This window comes from Cellulomonas sp. URHB0016, assembly GCF_054057935.1.
Genome location: NZ_JBSRZU010000001.1, coordinates 3,916,372 through 3,938,667 on the forward strand (window position 1 = coordinate 3,916,372; position 22,296 = coordinate 3,938,667).

Sequence of the window (22,296 nt, forward strand, 5' to 3'; positions counted from 1 at the left end):
CATGCCCCCACTCAGTAGATCGGTCGACGCGCACGGCCCCACAGGCGAGGTCATCGTGACCCCGGAGGGGATCGCGATCGGCACCGTCACCCGCACGGTCGACGCCGCGCAGAGCGGCGCCGAGCGGATCCTGTTCACGCACACGCTGGACTTCGGCGTGGTGAACAGCGTGATCAGCTCGGACGGGATCGGCGCCGTCGTCGTCACGGGCGGTGAGTTCGCGGACCACGCCCGCAAGATGCTGCAGGAGGCGGGGATCGCACTCGTCGTCGACGACGCGTCGCAGGCACCCGACGACGCCCGGTGCCTGGTCAGCGACGAAGGCCTGATCGTGCTCGACGAGGGCGTCCCGGTCACCGCCATCTGCTCGGTCATGAGCGGGCGCAACCTCGACGCCTACCGGCGGTTCGGGGTCACCTCGCTCGGATACTTCCGGTTCAAGTTCCAGCTCTTCCAGCTGTTCAGCACGGACCCGTCTGCCTACGACGACCTTGCGCGGATCGAGCAGCACCTGTACCAGGAGCTCACCAAGCTGGGCGAGCAGCACTGGACGGACATCCGGTGCGTTCTCTCGGACCCGACGTCGGCCGAGCTGGACGAGGTCGGGATCCACGTGGAGGCCGAGGTCAACCCTGACATGGGTGTGCGTGGGCCCCGGGCGATGGAGCGATGGCTGCCCGAGCTCGCCGCGGTCCGCCGGTTCCTCGCGGAGTTCGAGACGCCCATCCAGATCTGCGCCCCCTTCGTGTCCTCGGCGCAGGAGTACCGGGACTTCGTCGCGCTCGTCGCCCGGGCGGGCATCGACCGGTCCCAGGTGCGGCTCGGCTTCACCTTGGAGGTCCCCGCCGTCGCCGAGGATCTGGACGCGCTCCTCGGCAGCGGGGACGTCGACTTCATGGCGATCGGCACCTCCGACCTCTTCGCGCTCTTCAACGGCGTGGACCGGAGCAACCGCCGGCTGAAGGTCGTGCACGACAGTCCCGCCAACCTCAGCCTGCTGCGACGCGTGGTGGCACAGGCGCGCCGGCACGGCGTGCACACGTTCGTGTGCGGCGAGATCCGGCGGGACACCAAGATCATGACCGAGCTGGTGCGAGCCGGTGTCGGCGAGCTGATCTGCTCGGCGCGCGTCAACGAGCTGAGCTTCGCGACGCGACTGTCCGCCGCCGCCGGCGTGCCGGCGTCCGAGGACGACGTCCCGGTGGCGAGCGGTGCCTGAGCGCACCGCCCCCGCGCCGGGCGTCGACGCCCCCGTCATGCCGGTCGCCCAGTTCTGCCTGTTCCTCGTGACCGGCGCGACGCTCGCCACGGGTCAGCTCTACGGGCTGATCCCGCTGGTGCCTGCGATCACGACGTCGCTCGGTCACGGTGCCGCGCTCGGCGTCGCCGCCTTCGCGGCGGGGTACGCGATCGGCATGGTCCTGCTCGGCTCGCTCGCCGGGCGCCTCGGCGCCCGGCGGGTGCTGGTGCTGAGCCTGGCCAGCGGCGGGGTCGTGAGCATCCTGTGCGCCGTGGCGCCCGTGACCGGTGTGTTCCTCCCGCTGCGACTGCTCGAGGGCATCCTGCTCGGCGGGTTCCCGCCTGCGGCGTTCGTCGCCACGACCCAGCGGGTGCCGATGCAGAAGCGTCTGCTCGCGAACTCGTCGATGGTGTTCGGCCTGCTCGGTTCGGCCGGCGTCGTCGGTCTCGCGTCGACGCTGCTGGGCACGACCATCGGGTGGCGCCCCACGCTGGTCCTGTACGGGCTGGCGCTCGTGGCGGTCGCCGGGGTGGCGACGCGGCTCGGCGGGCTGGCCGACGGCAACCCGGCGCTGGGGCTGCCCTACCCGCTGTTCCGGTACGAGGTGGCCAGCCCGCAGGGGGCGTTCAGCGCCGTCTGCGCGGCGGTGCTGATGGCCTCCTTCGTCACGGTGAACGCCGCCGCGCGCGACGGCGACCATCCCACCCTCGCGCTCGTGATCGTGCTGGTGTGCGTGCTGGCGCTGCTCGCGTCCGCCCGGGTCCTCGCGGGCCGCCCGGCGGAGGCGCGCCGTGCCGTGGGCCTGGCGCTCGCACTGGCGGGAACCGGCACGGTGGCGCTCGGCGGTGAGCCGCTCGTCGCCGTCGCGCTGGTCACCTGCGGTGCAACGCTCATGGTCCCGGCGTCGATCCAGCTCGTCGTCATGGAGGCGCGTCGCTCCGTACCGGTCGCCGTGGCGACGTTCACGTGCTCGCTGTTCGTCGGTGGCTCGGCCGCCGGCCTGCTCGGCCCCGTCCTGGGTGGCGCCTCCGGTGGACTGGCACTCGTGCTGACCACCCTGCTGCTCGTGCTGACAGCCGTGGCCGCGGTGCGGGGACAGCGGTCGGCCCGTCCGGCGGTCGCCACCCGATGACCGGTACGGCACGGGTGGTGGCAGCCGTCGACGGCTGCTTCCTGGGTGGCTCGCGAGCCACGGGCCACGGCGAGCCGCTCGAGGTCCGCTCGCCGTGGGACGGGTCGGTGGTCGGCACCGTCACCACGGCGTCGGACGACGACGTGCGGGCCGCCGTCGCCGACGCGTCCGCGGCCTGGTCGACGTGGCGCGAGACGCCGACGGCCGAGCGTCGTCGGTCGCTCCTGCGACTGGCGGACGTCCTCGACGCAGCCGCGGGTGAGCTCGCCGAGCTGCAGGTCCGTGAGAACGGCAAGCTGCACAAGGAGATGCTCGGCCAGGCGCACCAGCTCGGCGACCACCTGCGCTACTACGCAGGCCTCCTGACGATGCCGAGCGGGTACGTCGTCGAACCACCGATCGGCGGGATGCGCGTGCACACCGAGCGTCTCCCGCTCGGGGTCGTCGCGTGCCTGACGCCGTGGAACTCCCCGTTGAACCTCCTGATGTGGAAGGTCGGGCCGGCGCTGGCCGTGGGCAACACCGTGGTGGTCAAGCCGTCCGAGGTCACGCCCCTGTCCACGCTGCGCTTCGCCGAGCTCGCCGTCGAGGCGGGCCTGCCGCCGGGCGTCCTCGACGTCGTCACGGGCGACGCGTCCGTCGGCCGCGCGCTCGTGGAGCATCCGGACATCGCGAAGATCGCGTTCACCGGCTCCTCCGCGGCCGGTGAGACGGTCGCCCGGGCCGCCGCGACCGGTCTGCGTCCGGTGTCGCTGGAGCTCGGGGGCAAGAGCGCCAACATCGTGTTCGCGGACGCCGACCTCGAGCAGGCGGTGCGGGGCGTCGTCGCGGGGGTCTTCGGCGCCTCCGGGCAGACGTGCATGGCCGGCTCCCGGGTGCTGGTCCAGCGGGAGGTCTTCGACCATGTCCTGACCCGGCTCGTAGCCGTCGCGGACACGATGCGGCTGGGGGACCCGTTCGCACCCGAGACGGACATGGGCTCGATCGCGAGCCCCAGCCAGCTGGCGAGGATCGAGACGATGGTCGCGCGCGCCGTGGCGGACGGCGCGACCGTCGCGGCGGGAGGTCACCGCGAGGTCGTCGACGACCTTCCGGACGGGCTCTTCTTCCGCCCGACGGTGCTGACCGGCGTCGCACCGGACACCGAGATCTTCCAGGAGGAGGTGTTCGGCCCGGTGGTCTGCGTGGTGCCGTTCGACACCGAGGACGACGCGGTGGCACTCGCCAACGCGACCCGCTACGGGCTCGCGGCCGGCTGCTGGACCCGGGATCTCGGTCGCGCCGACCGGGTGGCCAGCCGTCTCGTCGCCGGGACCGTGTGGGTGAACAACTACCGCAAGGTGGCGTACAACGTCCCGTTCGGCGGGATGCGCTCCAGCGGCCTCGGCAGGGAGAACGGGCCGGGGTGCCTCGAGGAGTTCAGCGAGGTCAAGGCGGTGTGGGTGGACCGCGGTCTCGGCGTGCGCGACCCCTTCGACCCGCGCGCCTGAGGCGCGCCGGACGCCGCCCCGCACCTGAGCGTGCTCACGGCGGCGTGACACACAGCTCGACAACAGGAGGAATGACGCATGACCGTCACACAGAGCACGGAAGCAACGACGCGCACGACCGACGAGACCGTCGACGCGTTCTTCACCGCCTTCGGCGGCGGGGACCACGACACGCTGCTCGGCCTGTTCGCGGACCCGGTGGACCTGCGGGTCGCCGGCGCCTCGAACGTGCCGTGGGCCGGCTCCCGGAGCACCGCCGCCGAGGTGGCCGAGTTCTTCGGGATCCTCGGTGACCAGCTCGAGCCGCAGGCCTTCGACCTCACGGGCCGGGTCACGCAGGGCGGCGACGCGGTGGCCTTCGCCTCCTGCGACTTCGTGGCGCTGGCGACCGGCAAGGCGTTCCACAACGACTTCGCCCTGCACTTCTCGGTCGCTGACGGCCGGATCACCCGCTTCCACATGTACGAGGACAGCTACGCGATCCACGCAGCTTTCGTCGCAGGCTGACCTGCGACGCCCGGCGGGCTGGAGCTCCGGCCCGCCGGGCGCTGCGGCGGGCGACGGCACGACTTGCCACCTGGCGGCCCGTCGTCGGCGAGCCGGTGGACGCGGTCAGAGGTCCTGCGTGGCCACGTGCGTGACCGGCACGTGGAACCGGTGGGCCAGGCGGTCAGGCAGGTCGGCGTGCAGCCAGTGGGAGAACCGCGACGGCAGGGTCACGACGATGATCTCGTCGAACGTCCCGTCGGCCGTGGCCGCCTCCACACCGTGCATGGGGTCAGGGTCCGACACCGCCCCGGTGGCGGTCACCCCGGCCGCGGTCAGCTTGTGCAAGGCAGCGTCGAGCTTGGCCTGCGCGAGCTTCTCCGCCTCAGCAGGCGGATGAGGCAGCGTGAGCGGACCGCCCATGACCGGCATGGGGACGGCGACGGCGTTCGAGGCCAGGTCCTTGACGGGGGTGGCCGGCACCACGAGCCGGAACTCGGCCGGGCCGGCGGCGCTCCGTTCTCGGATGACGCTCATGAGCTGGTCGCTGTCGAGCGTCTGGTTCGCCACGATCAGGTAACGCCGCATGATGACCTCCGGTCACACACCTGCCCGATGGGCGCACGCTACCGCGGCTGACAAAGGGTGGCGATCCGCGAGCGGGTGTAGGAACAGGGTATGAGCGAACCGGACGACGAGGACCGACCGCTTTTCCTGGTGGTGACCATCAAGCCGCGCCTGGACCGCCTCGAGGAGGCCGAGGCGCAGCTGCAGTCGATGCGTCGGAGCACGCTCACCGAGCCCGGGTGCGTGTTCATGCACCTGGTGCAGCCGCAGGACGACCCCGACTCGTGGGTCATGTTGGAGATGTTCCGCTCGCGTGCGGCCTGGGACGAGCACATGCAGCAGCCGTACAACACGGAGGGCAACCGCATCCTCGAGGACCTGCTTCGCGAACCGTCGGACCTGCGGCTGTTCGACGAGAAGTGACCTTGTAGAGGGCACGTGTGACGGGGGGGTAGTTCCGCATGGACCGACCGACCGTGATCAAGCCAGAACCGACCGTCGACAGCACCGGCAAGAAGAACAAGAGCAGTCTCGTCTATCCGGGCCTGACCGTTCCCTTCATCATGATCGTCGCGTGCTTCGCCGCGTGGGGCTCGGCGGCCAACCTCACGGACGTCCTGGTCGGCGTGTTCCGGCACATCTTCCTCATGTCGAACTTCCAGTCGGCATTGGTCCAGTTCGCGTACTACGGGGCGTACTTCGCGCTCGCCATCCCCGCGGCACTGATCAACAAGCGGTTCGGCTACAAGGTCGGCGTGCTGACCGGCCTGGGGCTGGCCACCGTCGGCGGGTTCCTGTTCATCCCGGCGGGCAGGCTCCTCGAGTACGGGTTCTTCCTGATCGCGCTGTTCGTGCTGGCCGCCGGGCTCTCCATCCTGGAGACGTCGGCCAACCCCTTCGTGATCTCCATGGGTCCGGAGCGCAGCGCGACGCAGCGCCTGAACCTCGCGCAGGCGTTCAACCCGGTCGGCGCGAACATCGGCGTGCTGCTCGGCGCCGTGCTGATCCTGCCCAACATCACGACGGAGGCCGAGAAGGCCGACATGACGGCGCAGCAGCTCGAGCAGGCGCAGGAGAACGACCTCGCCCTCGTGCTCGGGCCGTACACGGGCATCGCGATCGCGTTGCTGCTCATCTGGCTGCTCATCGCGTTCCGGAAGATCAACGTGCCCGACGAGCACGCCCACTTCGGGGTCGAGGAGCGCAGCGGGGGAGCGTTCGGGCGGCTGTGGCACAACCGGCACTACCGCTTCGGCGTGCTCGCCCAGTTCCTCAACGTCGGCGCCCAGGTGTGCGCGTGGAGCTTCACCATCCAGTACGCCCAGGACGTGGTGGGCGTGCCCGCCTCGCAGGCGGGGTGGTACCTGCAGGCCAGCCTGATCCTGTTCCTCGTCTCGCGCTTCGTGATGACGTACCTGCTGGGGATCATCCGGCCGACGAAGCTCCTGTTCGCCATGGGGCTGCTCGGTGTGGTGCTCGCTTTCGTCGCCGTGGTGTCGCCCAACATGGTCGGGCTGATCGCCGTCGTCGCGATCTCGGTGTCGCTGTCGCTGATGTTCCCGACGATCTACGGCGTCGCCCTGCACGGGCTGGGCCCCGACACGAAGTTCGGTGCCGCGGGCCTCGTGATGGCCATCCTCGGCGGGGCGCTCATGCCGCCGATCCAGGGCTTGATCATGGACCGGGCCAGCACCAACGCGGGGTTCATCGTGCCGGCTGCCTGCCTCGGGTTCGTCGCTGCGTACGCGCTGTTCGACCTCCGGTCCGACCGGCAGGTCGGGCCGCTGGTGACGGAGGGCGCGGCGCACTGAGCGCCGGTACGCGTGGGAGCTAGCGGTCCGACAGGCACGGCCGCACCGCCGCGCCGACCTCGGGCCAGGCGGAGGCCGCCGCCGTCTGGTCGGGTGTCACCACGGTCCGGACGGTCGAGGCGCCGGAGGCGTCGGCGCCTGTGAGGTTCGCGCCGGAGAGCTCCGCCCGGTCCAGACACGCCCCGCGGAGATCAGCGCCCCGGAGGTCCGCCCCGACCAGGGTCGCGCCGGTGAGGTCGGCGTCGCGCAGGTCGATCCCCGCGGCCTGGGCACCGCTGAGGTCGACGCCCCGCAGGTCGAGCGACGCGAGCACGGCGCCGCCGAGTGCCGCACCACGAAGGTCCGCCGAGTCCGTGAAGGACTGGGAGAGGGTCTCTCCCCTGAGGTCCTCGAAGGACCTGCCGGTGCTCGACGCCGGGGCCGCCGACCGCTCCTGTCCGCCGCCACGCCCGTCGACGAACAGGAGGGATGCGGCGAGGACGGCGAGCCCGACGAGCACGCCGATCGCGGGTGCAGCGCGTGTCCACGACGCAGGCAGCCCGACGTCCAGAACGGCACTCGCTGCCATACCCACCAGAGCGCTGAGAACGACGGCTGCGCCCACGGGCCCGGCTGCGGCACCAGCAATGGCCATGGCGGTGATCCCGACCGCGGGCCATATCCACGGCGAGCGCCGACGAACATCCCGGTCGAGCGTCTCGCTCGGACTTTTCTCGGAGCTGCCGTCCACGACCTCGATCGTCGCACCGGGTCCTGCCGTTCCAGGCGTCGGCGCGCCGCTGCTGTCGACGCCGCCACACCGTGCCCCTACCATCGGGTTCACGGCAAGATCTGCGCCCATCGGGGGTCGCCATGACGGTTGGACCGGGCGCGAGCCCACCTGGAAACCGGTATGAAAAGGGTCGGCCGTGCCCCACGGACGGGACCTGGGCCATTCCGGTGCGCCATGGGAAGTACCGGTGCAAGAACTCGCACCGTTTCACTGACGCAGACGCGGACCGGGCGGAACAACAAGCCCAGCGAAAGCCGGAATAGCCACCATGTCGATGGCTGGATTCTCCGACGCGACCCTCGGCACGTCGACATCGGTCGGCCGCTACTTCGGGATCGTCTCCGTCTTCCCCTCCGTGCTGCTCGTCACCTGGGTCTTCCTCCTCGGCGCGACCGGTGCCTGGAGCACGTCTCCCGACCCGGGGAACGTCCCGCAGGCCGTGGCGCAGCTCGGCGTGGTCGGTGCCCTGGGCCTGGTCGCGACGTCGCTCGCCCTCGCGGCCGCGCTGCACCCGCTCCAGTTCACGATCGTGCAGCTCATGGAGGGCTACTGGGGTCCGTCACGCACGGCCAGGGCCCTTCGGCTCCGACGGTCGCTCGCGCACGCCCGCCTGCTGAACCGAGCCGAGGAGCTCCAGTTCGCGGGCGGTGACCTCGGGCTCTCCGTCGGGCTCGGCGGTGACGACGAGAACGAGGTGATGGAGGAGATCCTCAACGCTGAGGGGCTTGCGCACGGGGCGGAGCGGGCGCAGCGGGCGCTCCGGAGCCGCATCGCCATCGAGACGGGCCAGACCCTGCGGGCGGGCTATCCGATCGAGGTCGCCGACATCATGCCCACCCGGCTCGGCAACACCCTGCGACGGTATGAGTCGGCCGCTGGGGCGGGATACGGGCTGCCGCTCCTCGACCAGTCGGCGGCGCTGGTCATGGTGGCGCGGCCGGAGCACGTGAGCTACATCAACGACCAACGGTCGAGCCTGGACCTGGCGGTTCGCATCAGCGCCGTCGGACTGATGGCGACGGCGGTCACGGTGGTCGCCATGCTGCCTCACGGCGTGTGGCTCGGGCTTGCGCTGGTCCCGTACGGCGCCGCCTGGCTGAGCTATCGCGGCGCGGTCACGGTCGCAGCCGAGTACGGCAAAGGTCTGGTTGCGCTCACCGACCTGAACAGGTTCCGGCTGTACGAGGAGCTGCGGCTCGGCGCGCCGTCCACGGCGGCCGCCGAGCGATCCGCGAACGCCGCGTGGCGCAGCGTCGCCGGCAGCGATCCGGCCCGCGGCGACGCCGCCGACATCGTGTACCGCCATCCTGGCGGGCCCGGGGCCGGCATGCGGCCACGACGAGATGCCAGCCGTTCACCGCTGTCCATCAGACGCGTTCCGCAGCGGGACGCGTCGTCCTCCTAGAGCGCTGCACCCGTTCTGGGCGCCGATCCGCCGGGAGCTCGAGGGGAGCCGCGGCACTCAGCGACGTCGCCCACCGGGTCGTCTGCCGGCCGGTGGGCCGGTCACGCTCCGGTCAGTCCATGAACGGCGGGAGCAGGTCCGTCTCGAGCTCGTCAGGGGACGTCCGGAGCGTGTCGGGGCGGGTGCTGGTCGGGACGTACTTCTGGGTCGGGGCGAGGCGCCACCACGGTGCGTTCATGTCATCGATCGTCCCGCGGCGTCCGGGCCGGATCGAGGGACGTAAGGCCCGTGTTCGACCGCTCGGTCGCTCGGCGGGCCCGGTGCAGCACCTGCTCCGCGTGCCGGAGGACAGGGCCGTCGACCATCCGGTCCTGCCATCGGAAGACGCCGTGCTGCGACTCCGCCGCCCGCAGCACCGACCGGGCCCAGTCGAGCTCCGCGTCCTGCGGCCGGTAGGCATCGCGGATCACGTCCACCTGGGACGGGTGGAGGCAGGCTGTCGCCATGAAGCCGCTGGCCGCCGCGTCGGCCGCCTCGGCGGCGAGCCCGTCGACGTCGGCGAGGTCGACGTGGACCGCGTCGATGGCGGCCTTGCCGTGGGCACCGGCCGCCACCAGGACGGTCGAGCGGGCGTGCTCGGCGACCAGCCGGTAGCGGCCGTCCGGCCTGCGGCTGGACGTGCCACCCAGTGACGCGACGAGGTCCTCCGCACCCCACATGAGGCCGACGACATGAGGGGACGCGGCGAGCGAGGCGGCGTTCAGCACACCGGTGGCGGTCTCGACGAGGGCGATGACGTCGTACTCGGCCAGGGCGCGCAGGTCCGCGGCGGCGGCGGACTTGGCGAGCATGACGGTCCGGTAAGGGGTGTCGCGCAGCGCGGCGAGGTCGGCGGAGAACTCGGGGGAGCCGACAGGGTTGACTCGGACGATCGTCGTCGCCGGGTCCAGCAGGACGGACGTCAGCGACGTCCGGGCCTCGGCCTTGGCGGCGGGCCCGACCGCGTCCTCGAGGTCGAGGATCACGCCGTCGGCGCGGGCCGCGGCCTTCTCGTAGCGGTCCGGCCGGTCGGCCGGGCAGAAGAGCAGCGCCGGCCCGAGGGTGAGCGTGTTCATCGTGCCGCGTCCTGGCACCACCACAGCACCGACCGGGTGGCGACCGCGACCACGACACCCTCCTGGTTCTCCCCGGTGTGCGCGAGGGTGACGACACCCTGCCCGGGCCGCGAGGAGGACAGCCGCTTCGACGTCACGACCGTGGAGCACGTCAGGGTGTCCCCGTGGAACAACGGGTGCGGGAACCGCACGTCGGTGAAGCCGAGGTTCGCGACGATCGTCCCCTGCGTGAGCTGCGCGACCGACGAGCCCACCAGCACGGAGAGCGTCAGCAACGAGTTCACCAGCCGCTGCCCGAAGGGCTGTGACGCGGCCCACGCGGCGTCCAGGTGCAGAGCCTGCGGGTTCATCGTGAGCGTCGAGAACAGCACGTTGTCCGCCTCGGTCAAGGTCCGACCCGGGCGGTGCACGTACCGCGCGTCCAGGGCGAGCTCCTCGTAGAAGAGCCCTCGCTGCTCGACGTCCGACGTCATCGGGAGGCCCCGGCGAACCCGAGCTCGCGCGCGATGACCATGAGCTGGACCTCCGTGGTCCCCTCTCCGATCTCCAGGATCTTGGAGTCGCGGTAGTGCCGGGCCACCGGGTTCTCGTTCAGGACGCCGTACCCGCCGAAGATCTGCGTCGCGTCGTGCGCGTTGGCGACGGCCGCCTCGCTGCCGATGAGCTTGGCGAGGCTGGCCTCGAGCTTGAACGGCAGGCCGGCGACGAGCCGGTGCGCGGCGTCCAGCCAGGCCAGGCGGGCGGAGTGCACCCGGGCCTCCATGCGGGCGAGGGTGAACGCGATGTGCTGGTTGTCGCCGATGGGGTGGCCGAACACGTTGCGGCTGTGCGCGTACCTCATCGCCTCCTCGAGGCAGCCCTGGGCGGCGCCCGTGCAGAGGGCGGCGAAGGCGACGCGGCCCTCGTCGAGCGTCTGGATGAACTGCGCGAAGCCCCGCCCGCGCTCGCCGAGCAGGTTGGCGGCCGGTACGCGGACGTCGGAGAACGCGAGGGGGTGCGTGTCGGACGTGTGCCAGCCGACCTTGTCGTAGGCGGGCAGCACCGTGAACCCGGGCGTGCCGGAGGGGACCAGGATCGCGGTCAGCTCCTTCTTCACGGACCCGTCGGCGCGCACGGTCTGTCCGGTGACCGCCGTGATCGTCACCAGTCGGGTGATCGCCGAGCCGGAGTTGGTGATGAACTGCTTGGTCCCGTTGATGACCCACTCGTCACCGTCCAGCACGGCCGTGGTGCGCGTCCCGGCGGCGTCCGAGCCCGCGTCCGCCTCCGTCAGACCGAATGCCGCGAGCGCCCGGCCCTGCGCGAGCATGGGGATCCACTCCTCCTTCTGCTCGGGGGTGCCGGACCGCCAGACGGGCATCGCCCCGAGCCCGACCCCGGCCTCGAGCGTCACGGCGATGGACTGGTCGACGCGCGCGAGCTGCTCGACGGCCAGGCAGAGGTCGACGTAGTCGCGGCCCTGACCCCCGAACGACCGTGGGAACGGCAGGCCGAACAGTCCCAGCTCGCCCATCTGCGCGAGGATCTCGTACGGCAGCTCCCGCTTGGTGTCGTACTCGTACGCCGCGGGCGCGACGACGGTGTCGGCGAAGTCGCGCACCTCGTCGCGGAGCTTCTGCTGCTCGGGGGTGAGGTCGTAGCTCATGCCGGGGTCCCTTCGTGGGGGTGGCCGGAGATGGTGGCCACCACGTGGTCGAGAGCCACCCGGTCGGTCGGTCGGACCGTGAGGGTGACGATGCCGTCGCCAGGGGCGACGACCCGGTGCTCCATCTTCATCGCCTCGATCGTGAGGAGGGTCTGGCCGGCGGCGACGGTGTCGCCGGACTCCACGTCGACGGAGACGACGATGCCGGGCATGGGGGAGCGGACCACCGGGTCCGCGGGGAGGTCCCCGCGGACCAGGACGGACAGCTGGGCCGCGAGGCGTTCGACGCGGCTGCGGAATCGGAGCTCGGTGGACGAGCCGCCGGTGCCGACCCAGGTCACCGGGCCGACGGTCGCCAGGCGCAGGGAGTGCATGACGCCGCCGAGCTCGAGCGACGCGGCGTCCGGCCCGCGCCGCGTGAGCGTCGCGCGGACGGGATCGTCGGTGCCGACGGTGACGCTCGCGGCCGACGCCGGACCGGTGACGGCGACCTCGACGAGCGTGCCCGTGCCCGATCCCGTCCCTGCCTGCGCCCCTGAGGCGACCTCGTAGCGCACCGGTCGCGCGTCGCCGAGCCGCCAGCCGTCCGGGTGCCACGGGGACGTGGGCGACGAACGGTGGCCCTCGACGCAGAGCGACTCGTGCCGCCACAGCACGGCCGCGACGAGGGGGACGTGGTCGACGGCAGGCGTGGCGGTGGCCCCCGTGGTCAGGCGTGCGAGCAGCCCGGTGTCGAGGCGGCCGGCGCGCACGTCGGGTGCCGCGAGCACCGAGCGGAGGAAGGCGATGTTGGTGCGGACGCCGAGCACGGTGGTCCGGGCCAGCGCGCCGTCCAGCCGGGAGAGTGCCTCGGCACGGGTCGGCGCCCAGGCGGCGACCTTCGACAGCATCGGGTCGTACGCCGTGCCGATCTCCAGCCCGCGACGCAGCGAGGAGTCGACGCGGACGCCGTCACCGCTCGGCTCGTCGAGGACCAGGACGGTTCCCGTGGTGGGCAGGAAGTCGCGCGACGGGTCCTCGGCGTAGACGCGGGCCTCGACGGCGTGGCCGGTCAGGCGGACGTCCTCCTGTCGCAGGCCGAGGGGCGCCCCGGCGGCGATCCTGAGCTGCCACTCCACGAGGTCCAGACCGGTGACGAGCTCGGTGACGGGGTGCTCGACCTGGAGCCGGGTGTTCATCTCCATGAAGAAGAACTCCGTCGGTGCGTCGTCGGAGACCAGGAACTCCACCGTCCCCGCACCGACGTACCCGACGCTGCGGGCGACGTCGCAGGCCGCCTGGCCGATGCGGGCGCGCGTCGCGTCGTCGAGCAGCGGCGACGGCGCCTCCTCGACGACCTTCTGGTGCCGTCGCTGCAGCGAGCACTCGCGCTCGCCGAGGTGGACGACCGACCCGTGGGAGTCGGCGAGCAGCTGCACCTCGATGTGGCGCGGGGCCGTGACATGGCGCTCGATGAGCAGGGCGTCGTCGCCGAACGCCGCTCCGGCCACCCGACGCGACGCGACCAGCGCCTCGGCGAGGTCCGCGGGACCGGCGACGACCGTCATGCCCTTGCCCCCGCCACCGGCGGACGGCTTCACGAGCACCGGGTAGCCGACGGCGGCGGCGGCCGCGACGACCTCGGGCTCCGCGAGCCCGGGCAGGGCGACGCCGGGGATCACCGGCACGCCGGCGGCCGACACGTGCTTCTTCGCGCGGATCTTGTCGCCCATGACGACGAGCGCCTCGATCCCCGGACCGACGAACACGATCCCCGCCGCCTCGCAGGCCTTGGCGAGGTCGGGGTTCTCGGACAGGAAGCCGTACCCGGGATGGAGCGCGTCCGCGCCGGTGGCGCGCGCCGCGTCGACCACGGCGTCCACCGACAGGTAGCTCGCGCGGGGCTCCGCGGGCCCGATCCGGACCGCCACGTCGGCGAGCGTCACGTGCAGCGCGTCCCCGTCGGCGTCGCTGTAGACGGCGACCGACCGGATGCCCATCCGGCGCAGCGTCCGGATCACCCGGCAGGCGATCTCGCCGCGGTTGGCCACGAGCACGGTCCCGAACATCGTCGTCACATCCGGAACAGACCGAGGCGCGGTTCGCCGAGCGGGACGGTGGCGCACACGTCCAGGGCCATCCCGAGCACCCGGCGGGTGTCGAGCGGGTCGATGATCCCGTCGTCCCAGAGGCGTGCCGTCGAGTAGTACGGGTTGCCCTGCGTCTCGTACTGCGCGCGCAGGGGGGCCTTGAACGCCTCCTCGTCGTCGTCCGACCACGTCTCGCCGCGGCCCTCGAGCTGCTCGCGGCGGATGGTGGCGAGCACGGACGACGCCTGTGGCCCACCCATCACGGAGATCCGGCTGTTGGGCCACATCCACAGGAACCGCGGCGAGTACGCGCGCCCGCACATCGAGTAGTTCCCGGCGCCGAACGAGCCGCCGACCACCACGGTCAGCTTCGGCACCCGGGTCGTCGCGACGGCCGTGACCATCTTGGCGCCGTGCTTCGCGATGCCGCCCGCCTCGTACTCGCGGCCGACCATGAACCCGGAGATGTTCTGCAGGAACACGAGGGGGATGCCGCGCTGGTCGCAGAGCTCGACGAAGTGGGCGCCCTTGAGCGCGGACTCGCTGAACAGCACGCCGTTGTTCGCGACGATCCCGACGGGGTGCCCGTGCAGGCGGCCGAACCCGGTGACGAGCGTCTGACCGTACTCGCGCTTGAACTCGTGCAGCTCGCTGCCGTCGACGAGGCGCGCGATCACCTCGCGCACGTCGTAGGCTGTCTGGAGGTCGGTCGGGACGACGCCGTACAGCTGGGCCTCGTCGACCTTCGGCGGGCGGCTCTCGACGACCTCCCACGCAGAGGTCCGCGGCGCCGGCAGGGTCGCGACGATGTCCCGGACGATCTGCAGCGCGTGCGCGTCGTTCTCCGCGAGGTGGTCGGTGACCCCCGACGTGCGTGAGTGCAGCTCGCCGCCGCCCAGGTCCTCGGCGGTGACGACCTCGCCCGTCGCGGCCTTCACCAGGGGCGGGCCGCCCAGGAAGATCGTCCCCTGGCCGTGCACGATCACGGTCTCGTCGCTCATCGCCGGCACGTACGCGCCGCCCGCGGTGCACGACCCCATGACGCACGCGACCTGCGGGATCCCCTCCGCCGACATCCGGGCCTGGTGGAAGAAGATCCGGCCGAAGTGGTCGCGGTCCGGGAACACCTCGTCCTGCATCGGCAGGAAGGCGCCGCCGGAGTCCACGAGGTAGACGCACGGCAGGCGGTTCTCGAGCGCGATCTCCTGCGCCCGCAGGTGCTTCTTCACCGTGAGCGGGTAGTACGTGCCGCCCTTCACGGTCGCGTCGTTGGACAGCACCATGACGTGCCGGCCGTGGACCAGGCCGATGCCCGCGATGACACCGGCGCCGGGGGCCTCGCCGCCGTAGAGCTCGTGCGCGGCCAGCGGGGCGACCTCGAGGAACGGGCTGCCGTCGTCGAGCAGGGCGTCGATGCGCTCGCGGGGCAGCAGCTTGCCGCGGGCGACGTGTCGTTGTCGGGACCTCTCGGGGCCGCCCAGGGCTGCCGTGCGGAGACGGTCGCGCAGGTCCGCGACGAGCGTGCGCTGGGCGGTCTCGTACGCGACGAACGCGGGCGCGGTCGGGTCGGCGGCGGTGCAGAGGGTCTCCATCGACGCTGGCTCCGGTGCGGCCGGGTGCGACGACCACTGAGTTAATGATCGCTAACTGAAATGACGCTAGTCTGCGATCACGTCGTTGTCCACGGGTGAGCAGGGAGCAGATGACCGACCAGTCCGTCGCGGCCGTCGAGCCGCCCACGGCCCGGTTGCGCGCCAAGGCCGAGCGGCGCGCCACGCTGCTGTCGGCCGCCGCCCGGCTGTTCGCCCGGCACGGGTTCGACGGGGTGTCGATCGAGGACCTCGGGGCCTCCGCCGGGGTCAGTGGGCCCGCGGTGTACCGGCACTTCCCGAGCAAGCAGGCCGTGCTCGGGGCGCTCCTGGTCGGGGTCAGCGAGCGGCTGCTCGTGGGGGGTGCGGCCGTGGTCCAGGCGGCGCCCGACGACGCCGAGGCCCTCGCCTCGCTCGTGCGGTTCCACGTCGACTTCGCCCTCGCCGAGCCCGACGTCATCCGCGTGCAGGACCGCGACCTCGCGGCCCTCTCCGAGCCCGACGGGCAGGCCGTCCGCGACCTGCAGCGCCGTTACGTCGAGGTGTGGGTCGACGTGCTCGCCCGGCTCAGCCCGGCGAGCGAGCGCGCCGAGCTCCGGCTGCGCGCCCAGGCGACGTTCGGGCTGCTCAACTCCACACCGCACAGCGGTCGCTCGCTGTCCGCCGCCCGGACCCGGGGCGTGCTGGAGGAGATGGCGCTCGCCGCCCTCGGCCGCTAGGCCCGTCGCCGTCGCGTGATCACGGCACGGCGGGCGGCCGAGACCTTGACCGTGCCCGCGCTGCGCGAGGAACGTCGACCAGGACTGCGCGGTCGAACTCGGGCCGACTCATCCCAGACCATCTCGTCGCGCCTGTCTCCCGGCTGCCCTACGAGCGGGCCCACAGCCGGGCCGCGCAGATCGAGGGCAGCCGCGTGCTGACCGCGAGAGCGACGGCCACACGTCGTACTACACGTCCGACTGCGCGCACACCGCCGTCGATGCGTTCCTCGTGGACCTCGCGGTCCCGCAGCAGGAGGTCTGCGACTGCCGTCCGCCGCGCCCTGGTCCGCGACTGCCTGCGTCGTAGGGTCGGTGGCGTGAGCGCGCCCGACCCGGACAGGTCCGTCGACGTCGACGTCGACGTCTTCGAGCAGCTCCGGCCGCGTCTCGGGGCCATCGCCTACCGGTTGTTGGGCTCCGCGTCCGAGGCCGAGGACGCCGTCCAGGAGACCTACCTGCGGTGGCAGGGCGCGCACCGCGAGCAGGTCCGGGTGCCGGCCGCGTGGCTGACCCGGGCGCTGACCAACCTCTGCCTGACCCAGCTGCAGTCGGCGCGGGCGCGCCGGGAGGTCTACGTCGGCGAGTGGCTCCCCGAGCCGCTGCTCGCGGGCGACCCGATGCTGGGGCCCGAGGACACCGCGGAGCAGCGCGAGTCGGTCTCGACGGCCGTCCTGGTGCTGATGGAGCGGCTCACCCCGACCGAGCGGGCGGTCTACGTGCTGCGGGAGGCGTTCTCGTACTCGCACGCCGAGATCGCCGAGCTGCTGGACCTCACCGAGGCGGGCAGCCAGCAGGTCCTCCACCGCGCCAAGGAGCACCTTGCCACGCCGAGGGCTCGCACGGAGGTGGACCACCGGGCCGCCCGGGAGGTCGTCCAGGAGTTCCTGGCGGCCGCGACGAGCGGACGGACGGAGCCGCTGCTGCGGCTGCTCACCGCCGACGCGATGGGCGTGGGTGACGGCGGTGGCCACGTCCCCGCGCGCGGCAAGCCGTTCTTCGGTGCCGCGGCGGTCGCCCAGTTCCTGCGCGGCCTGTTCCGCCCCGCCGACGCCAAGCGGGCGCTCATCGGCGGCAGCCCCGACTTCTACGCCGGGACCGCCAACGGCAGCCCGGCCCTGCTGGCGGTGGTCGGCGACCGGCTCGTCGGCGTCATGAGCCTGGAGGTGACCGACGAGGGGATCGTCGCCGTCCGCTCGCAGGTCAACCCCGACAAGCTCGGCCGCGCTACGGACCGGTGGGCAGCCTCGGATCACGGGGAGCCGCTGCTCGCCGGTTGGTGAGTGACCGAGGTCACACCGCGGGACTGTCAGGGATCCGGGAGCCGTCCGGTTCAGGAGGCACCACCGATCCACGACAGGAGCGAGCCATGAAGCACCGCATCGTCATCCTCGGAGCCGGGTACGCCGGGGCCTCCGCCGCCGGACGTCTGGCACGTCGCCTGCACCCCGACGACGTCGAGATCACCCTGGTCAACGCCGAGCCAGACTTCGTCGAGCGGGTCCGGATGCATCAGCTGGCGACCGGGCACGACCTGCGGCCGCGCCCGCTCGACGACATGTTCGCCGGGACCGGTGTCATGGTCCGCGTGGCGCGGGTGGCCTCGGTCGACGTCGACGGCAGGACCGTCGCGCTCGTGGGCGGCGACGAGGTGCCGTTCGACACGCTCGTCTACGCCCTCGGCAGCGCCCACGACGACCACGGTGTGCCCGGCGTGCGCGAGCATGCGGACGAGATCGCAAGCCGCCCTGGAGCCCTCCGCCTGCGCGACCGGTTGGGTGCGCTCGCGCCCGGCGGTCGTGTGGTCGTCGTCGGCGGCGGCCTGACCGGGATCGAGGCGGTGACCGAGATCGCCGAGTCGTTCCCGCACCTCGAGGCCGTGATCGCCGTGCGCGGGGCCCTCGGCGACTGGCTGTCGTCGTCGGGCCGGCGACACCTGGGCGGCACGTTCGACCGCCTCGGCATCACGGTCCACGAGCACACCACCGTCGTCGGCGTGAACGGCGCCGGGGTACGCACAGACTCCGGGACCGATCTCCCGGCCGACGTGACCGTGTGGGCCGCCGGGTTCACCACCCACCCCATCGCGGCGGCGACGTCGCTCCAGGTCGACGACCGCGGGCGGATCCTCGTCGACGAGACCATGCGGTCCGTCTCGCACCTGGACGTCTACGCCGTGGGGGACGCGGCGCTCGCCCACGGGCCGGCCGGCAACACGCTGCGGATGTCTTGCGCGTCGGGGATGCCGATGTCGTGGCAGGCCGCCGACTCGATCAGCGCCCGGCTGACCGGTGCCCGGCTCCCGCAATCGCCGCTCGGCTACGTGCACCAGTGCATCAGCCTGGGGCGGCGTGACGGCCTCATCCAGCTGGTCACCAGCGACGACCGTTCCCGGTCGTTCGCACCCGGCGGTCGGCTGGCCGCGCGGTACAAAGAGCTCGTCTGCGCCGGAGCGGCGTGGATGGTGGCCCACCCCCTGCCGTACCCGGTGCGGCGCCGGCGCGCGCGCGCCGACCTGGCGACGGAGCCGGCGCCTGCGCATCGCTGACGTGGTTCGGGCCCCTAGACCATCCGCAGCACCGACCCGGGGTTCGCCAGGATCGCGCCGAGGTCCGTGAGGAAGTGCGCGGCCTCGGCGCCGTCGACCACGCGGTGGTCGAACGACACGCTGAGCGTCATCACGTGCCGCAGCGCGATCTCGTCGCGGTACTCCCACGGGCGACGACGGACCGCGCCCGTCGCCACGATCGCCGCCTGGCCCGGCACGAGGATCGGGGTGCCGGTGTCGACGCCGAGCACGCCGATGTTGGTGATCGTGATCGTGCCGCCGGAGAGGTCGGCCTGGCTCGTGGTGCCGGTGCGGGCCGTCTCCGTCAGAGCGGTGAGAGCGTCGGCCAGGTCGGCGAGGCGGAGGTGGCCCGCGTCCCTGATGGTCGGCACGAGCAGCCCTCGCGGGGTCGCCGCCGCGATGCCGAGGTTGACGAAGCCGAGCTGGACGATCTCGCCGGCGGCCTCGTCCCAGCGGGCGTTGAGGGACGGGTTGTGGGCGACGGCGATCGTCAGTGCCTTCGCGACCATCGTGAGGAGCGTGATGCGGTGGCCGGTCAGGGCTGGGTCGGCCCGGAAGGCCTCCATGAGCTCCAGCGTCGGTGTGACGTCGACCGTCAGGGACGTCGAGGCGTGCGGGGCGGTGAACGCGCTCGCCACCATCGCTGCGGCCGTCTGCCTGCGGACGCCCGCGACGCGGATGTGGACCTCGTCGAGCGGAGCCGTCGGCCGTACCGCGGTCGACGTCGGAGCCGCCGAGTCCGGCTGGTGCACGGGCGGCGTGATCCCGAGCCTGCGCCGCGGAGCCGCCGGTGCCTCCGCCGGCCGGTGAGCACCGGGTGCGGGTGCCGAGCTCGACACGACGTGCAGCACGTCATCCCGCGTGATGGTGCCGTCGTGCCCGGTGCCCTCGACCCGGTTGAGGTCGACGCCGAGGTCGTGCGCGAGCTTGCGGACCGGCGGCAGCACCTTCGGACCGATGCGGTGACCCGCGAGCGCCAGCCCGGCCTCGTGCTCGGCGACGGCGTGCGCCGCGACCCACTCCGCGGACCGTGACCGCCGGTGCGGCCGGTCCGACGCCTCGACGAGCGGGCCGTACCCGACGAGCACCGCGGTGCGCTCGGGCGCGGCCGTGGTGTCGGCCGCGACCTCGGAGGCTCCCTGGGACGCGACCTCGGACCGTGCCGCTTCGACGGCGGGCGCCGGTGCCGGCTCGTCGGCCGTGGCCTCGACCCGTTCCTCGACCGCGATCGTCATGATCGGCGCACCCACGGCGACGGTGGTCCCGGGGGAGACGGCGAGCGACTGGACGACCCCCGCGTACGGCGACGGCAGCTGGACGAGGGCCTTCGCCGTCTCGACCTCCGCGACCACCTGGTTGAGCGTGACGGTGTCGCCGACGGCGACGGTCCACTCGACGAGGTCGGACTCGGTGAGGCCCTCGCCGAGGTCGGGCATCGTGACCTGCTTGTCGGTGGTCATGACGCACTCCATCCGGTCAGGGAGTGCTGGCGGCCCATGACCTGGTCCACGGCGTCGAGGAGGCGGTCGAGGTCGGGCAGGAAGTGCTCCTCGAGCTGGGCGGGCGGGTAGGGGGTGTCGAAGCCGGTCACGCGCACGGGGGCCGCGTGCAGCACGGGGAAGCAGCGCTCCGTGATGCTCGCGGCGATCTCGGCCCCGAGCCCACCGCTGCGCTGCGCCTCGTGGGTGACGACGAGCCGACCGGTCCTGCGGACGGACGCCTCGACGGTGTCGAGGTCGAGCGGGGACAGGGAGCGCAGGTCGACGACCTCGATCGACAGCCCTTCGTCCGCCGCAGCCAGTGCCGCGTCCCGCGCGGTGATGACGAGCGGCCCGTACGCGACGAGGGTCACGTCGGTGCCCTCGAGGACCACGCGCGCCCGGTCGAGGGCCAGCGCGTCGTCGAGCGACTCGTCGACCTCGCCCTTGACCCAGTACCGCCGCTTCGGCTCGAAGAACACGACCGGGTCGTCGCACGCGATCGCCTGACGGAGCATCGTGTGGGCGTCCTGCGGGCTCGCGCACGTGACGACGCGCAGGCCCGGCGTGTGGGCGAAGTACGCCTCGGGCGACTCGGAGTGGTGCTCGACGGCGCCGATGCCGCCGCCGTACGGGATGCGGATGGTGATCGGCATCCGCACCGTCCCGCCGGTCCGGTAGTGCAGCCGCCCGACCTGCGTGACCAGCTGGTCGAGCGCCGGGTAGACGAAGCCGTCGAACTGGATCTCCACGACGGGCCGGTAGCCCCGGTAGGCCAGGCCGACGGCGACGCCCACGATCCCGGCCTCGGCGAGCGGGGTGTCCATCACGCGGTCGGCACCGAAGTCCCGCTGGAGCCCGTCGGTCACCCGGAAGACGCCGCCGAGGCGGCCGATGTCCTCGCCCAGCAGCACCACGGTCGGATCGTCGTCGAGGGCGTGCCGCAGACCCGACCCGAGGGCGGCGGCCATGGTGGAGACGGCCATCACTCCTCACCCTCGAACATCGCGAGGTATGCGGAGTACTGGCTGCGCTGCCGCTCCAGCTCGGCCGACGGTTCGACGAGCACGTGGTCGAACAGGCTCGACGGCGGCGGGGCGGCAAGTCCGTAGGTGGCGTCGCGCAGCTGCGTCGCGAACGCCTCGGCCCGCTCCTTGACCTCCTGCGCACGATCCTCGGAGAGCGCCCCGTGCGCGTGCAGCAGTCTCTCGACGCGGACCACCGGATCCTTGGCGGCCCACTGCGCGCGGACCTCCGGGTCGGCGTAGCGGGTCGGGTCGTCGGACGTGGTGTGCGGGCCCATCCGGTACGTCACGGCCTCGACGAACGTCGGGCCCTCGCCGCGTCGTGCCCGGTCGAGCGCGACGCGGGTCGCGGCCGTCACGGCCAGCACGTCGTTCCCGTCGACCCGGACGCTCGGGATGCCGTAGCCGGGGGCGCGGTCCGCGACCGGGCGCCGGGCCTGCAGACCGACCGGCTCGGAGATCGCCCACTGGTTGTTCTGGCAGAAGAACACGACCGGCGCGGCGAAGGTCGCCGCGAACACCATCGCCTCGTGCACGTCGCCCTTGCTCGTCGCACCGTCGCCGAAGTACGCGACGGCGACGGAGTCGACGCCGTCCTTCTGGCAGCCGAGCGCGTACCCGGTGGCGTGCAGCGTCTGCGCGCCGATCATCACCTGCGGTGTCGCCATGCCGACCGTGCGAGGAGCCCAGCCCGCGAGCGCGGTGCCCCGCCAGGTCCGGACCAGGTCCGTCGGCGTGACACCGCGGCAGTACGCGACGCCGTTCTCGCGGTAGCTGGTGAACACGAAGTCGTCGGTCCGCAGGGCGCGGGCCGAGCCGACCTGCGCGGCCTCCTGGCCCAGCAGCGGCGGCCACAGCCCGAGCTGTCCCTGCCGCTGGAGCGCCACGGCCTCGACGTCGAAGCGGCGCACCACGACCATGTCCTCGTAGAGCGCGAGGAGGGCGTCGTCGTCGACGTCCTCGACCCACGGGTCGTAGACGGGGTCCGGGTGGCGGGTGCCCTCGGGGGAGAGCAGCTGGACCATCGCTCCCCAGTCGGGGGCGGGGAGGTGGTCGCTCTGGGCGTGGGCACGTGGGGCGCGCCCGTCGGACACATCTGAACGCAACATGTTTCGCTCCGTCGGTCGGCGGAGCCCGTCGCTCTT

Annotated in this window: 21 protein-coding genes; 10 read left to right on the forward strand and 11 right to left on the reverse strand. The window is 72.5% G+C overall.

The genetic code is table 11. The annotated features are described in order from the left end of the window. Position 1: 1 nt before the first annotated feature. The 4 genes from ACVW07_RS17935 to ACVW07_RS17950 all read left to right on the forward strand — a co-directional run bounded on the left by ACVW07_RS17935 (position 2) and on the right by ACVW07_RS17950 (position 4,369). A complete protein-coding gene (locus ACVW07_RS17935) occupies positions 2 to 1,219 on the forward strand; it encodes a putative PEP-binding protein (RefSeq protein WP_456820563.1) in 1,218 nt (405 codons plus the stop codon). Beyond that, the gene (locus ACVW07_RS17940) at positions 1,212 to 2,372 is read left to right on the forward strand and encodes an MFS transporter (protein ID WP_456820564.1); all 1,161 of its coding nucleotides are present in this window, start codon (positions 1,212 to 1,214) and stop codon (positions 2,370 to 2,372) included. Before ACVW07_RS17935 ends, ACVW07_RS17940 begins: the two co-directional genes overlap by 8 nt. Positions 2,373 to 2,389: 17 nt before the next feature. Continuing rightward, on the forward strand, positions 2,390 to 3,862 hold the full coding sequence (locus ACVW07_RS17945) for an aldehyde dehydrogenase family protein (protein ID WP_456820565.1): 1,473 nt from the start codon (positions 2,390 to 2,392) through the stop codon (positions 3,860 to 3,862). A 78-nt stretch (positions 3,863 to 3,940) separates the two neighbouring features. After that, positions 3,941 to 4,369 (forward strand): nuclear transport factor 2 family protein, encoded by a 429-nt coding sequence (locus ACVW07_RS17950; protein ID WP_456820566.1) that lies wholly within the window; start codon positions 3,941 to 3,943, stop codon positions 4,367 to 4,369. A gap of 105 nt (positions 4,370 to 4,474) precedes the next feature. Here ACVW07_RS17950 and ACVW07_RS17955 read toward each other — a convergent pair whose 3' ends face one another. Further along, positions 4,475 to 4,936 (reverse strand): hypothetical protein, encoded by a 462-nt coding sequence (locus tag ACVW07_RS17955; protein ID WP_456820567.1) that lies wholly within the window; start codon positions 4,934 to 4,936, stop codon positions 4,475 to 4,477. 90 nt (positions 4,937 to 5,026) lie between these two features. Between ACVW07_RS17955 and ACVW07_RS17960 the strand changes: the two genes are divergently transcribed. Next, on the forward strand, positions 5,027 to 5,338 hold the full coding sequence (locus ACVW07_RS17960; RefSeq protein ID WP_456820568.1) for a putative quinol monooxygenase: 312 nt from the start codon (positions 5,027 to 5,029) through the stop codon (positions 5,336 to 5,338). A 38-nt stretch (positions 5,339 to 5,376) separates the two neighbouring features. Then, positions 5,377 to 6,726 (forward strand): L-fucose:H+ symporter permease, encoded by a 1,350-nt coding sequence (gene fucP / locus ACVW07_RS17965; RefSeq protein WP_456820569.1) that lies wholly within the window; start codon positions 5,377 to 5,379, stop codon positions 6,724 to 6,726. A 19-nt stretch (positions 6,727 to 6,745) separates the two neighbouring features. Here fucP and ACVW07_RS17970 read toward each other — a convergent pair whose 3' ends face one another. Then, positions 6,746 to 7,294 (reverse strand): pentapeptide repeat-containing protein, encoded by a 549-nt coding sequence (locus tag ACVW07_RS17970; RefSeq protein ID WP_456820570.1) that lies wholly within the window; start codon positions 7,292 to 7,294, stop codon positions 6,746 to 6,748. A 478-nt stretch (positions 7,295 to 7,772) separates the two neighbouring features. On the opposite strand from ACVW07_RS17970, the gene ACVW07_RS17975 reads away from it, so the two are divergent. Next, positions 7,773 to 8,903, forward strand: coding sequence for a hypothetical protein (locus tag ACVW07_RS17975; RefSeq protein ID WP_456820571.1), 1,131 nt, complete (start codon positions 7,773 to 7,775; stop codon positions 8,901 to 8,903). 112 nt (positions 8,904 to 9,015) lie between these two features. Here ACVW07_RS17975 and ACVW07_RS17980 read toward each other — a convergent pair whose 3' ends face one another. The 6 genes from ACVW07_RS17980 to ACVW07_RS18005 are packed head-to-tail and all read right to left on the reverse strand — an operon-like array spanning position 9,016 to position 15,324. Further along, on the reverse strand, positions 9,016 to 9,141 hold the full coding sequence (locus ACVW07_RS17980; RefSeq protein WP_456820572.1) for a hypothetical protein: 126 nt from the start codon (positions 9,139 to 9,141) through the stop codon (positions 9,016 to 9,018). Position 9,142: 1 nt separating this feature from the next. Further along, positions 9,143 to 10,018, reverse strand: coding sequence for an HpcH/HpaI aldolase/citrate lyase family protein (locus ACVW07_RS17985; RefSeq protein ID WP_456820573.1), 876 nt, complete (start codon positions 10,016 to 10,018; stop codon positions 9,143 to 9,145). After that, the gene (locus ACVW07_RS17990) at positions 10,015 to 10,491 is read right to left on the reverse strand and encodes a MaoC family dehydratase (RefSeq protein WP_456820574.1); all 477 of its coding nucleotides are present in this window, start codon (positions 10,489 to 10,491) and stop codon (positions 10,015 to 10,017) included. Before ACVW07_RS17990 ends, ACVW07_RS17985 begins: the two co-directional genes overlap by 4 nt. Further along, a complete protein-coding gene (locus tag ACVW07_RS17995) occupies positions 10,488 to 11,663 on the reverse strand; it encodes an acyl-CoA dehydrogenase family protein (RefSeq protein WP_456820575.1) in 1,176 nt (391 codons plus the stop codon). The genes ACVW07_RS17990 and ACVW07_RS17995 overlap by 4 nt, the downstream gene beginning before the upstream one ends. Next, on the reverse strand, positions 11,660 to 13,711 hold the full coding sequence (locus tag ACVW07_RS18000) for an acetyl/propionyl/methylcrotonyl-CoA carboxylase subunit alpha (RefSeq protein ID WP_456821117.1): 2,052 nt from the start codon (positions 13,709 to 13,711) through the stop codon (positions 11,660 to 11,662). The genes ACVW07_RS17995 and ACVW07_RS18000 overlap by 4 nt, the downstream gene beginning before the upstream one ends. A 5-nt stretch (positions 13,712 to 13,716) precedes the next feature. Beyond that, a complete protein-coding gene (locus ACVW07_RS18005) occupies positions 13,717 to 15,324 on the reverse strand; it encodes a carboxyl transferase domain-containing protein (protein ID WP_456820576.1) in 1,608 nt (535 codons plus the stop codon). 110 nt (positions 15,325 to 15,434) lie between these two features. On the opposite strand from ACVW07_RS18005, the gene ACVW07_RS18010 reads away from it, so the two are divergent. The 3 genes from ACVW07_RS18010 to ACVW07_RS18020 all read left to right on the forward strand — a co-directional run bounded on the left by ACVW07_RS18010 (position 15,435) and on the right by ACVW07_RS18020 (position 18,627). After that, a complete protein-coding gene (locus ACVW07_RS18010) occupies positions 15,435 to 16,040 on the forward strand; it encodes an SACE_7040 family transcriptional regulator (protein WP_456820577.1) in 606 nt (201 codons plus the stop codon). A gap of 359 nt (positions 16,041 to 16,399) precedes the next feature. After that, positions 16,400 to 17,362: an RNA polymerase sigma factor SigJ gene (gene sigJ / locus ACVW07_RS18015; protein ID WP_456820578.1), complete on the forward strand. Its 963-nt coding sequence runs from the start codon at positions 16,400 to 16,402 to the stop codon at positions 17,360 to 17,362. An 86-nt stretch (positions 17,363 to 17,448) separates the two neighbouring features. Then, the gene (locus tag ACVW07_RS18020; protein ID WP_456820579.1) at positions 17,449 to 18,627 is read left to right on the forward strand and encodes an NAD(P)/FAD-dependent oxidoreductase; all 1,179 of its coding nucleotides are present in this window, start codon (positions 17,449 to 17,451) and stop codon (positions 18,625 to 18,627) included. 14 nt (positions 18,628 to 18,641) lie between these two features. Here ACVW07_RS18020 and ACVW07_RS18025 read toward each other — a convergent pair whose 3' ends face one another. From ACVW07_RS18025 to pdhA, 3 genes are read right to left on the reverse strand one after another with little or no spacing between them, the layout of a single operon-like run. Continuing rightward, positions 18,642 to 20,108: a dihydrolipoamide acetyltransferase family protein gene (locus tag ACVW07_RS18025; protein WP_456820580.1), complete on the reverse strand. Its 1,467-nt coding sequence runs from the start codon at positions 20,106 to 20,108 to the stop codon at positions 18,642 to 18,644. Beyond that, positions 20,105 to 21,112, reverse strand: coding sequence for an alpha-ketoacid dehydrogenase subunit beta (locus tag ACVW07_RS18030; RefSeq protein WP_456820581.1), 1,008 nt, complete (start codon positions 21,110 to 21,112; stop codon positions 20,105 to 20,107). The genes ACVW07_RS18025 and ACVW07_RS18030 overlap by 4 nt, the downstream gene beginning before the upstream one ends. Beyond that, the gene (gene pdhA, locus ACVW07_RS18035) at positions 21,112 to 22,260 is read right to left on the reverse strand and encodes a pyruvate dehydrogenase (acetyl-transferring) E1 component subunit alpha (protein ID WP_456820582.1); all 1,149 of its coding nucleotides are present in this window, start codon (positions 22,258 to 22,260) and stop codon (positions 21,112 to 21,114) included. The genes ACVW07_RS18030 and pdhA overlap by 1 nt, the downstream gene beginning before the upstream one ends. Between the last annotated feature and the right edge of the window lie 36 nt (positions 22,261 to 22,296).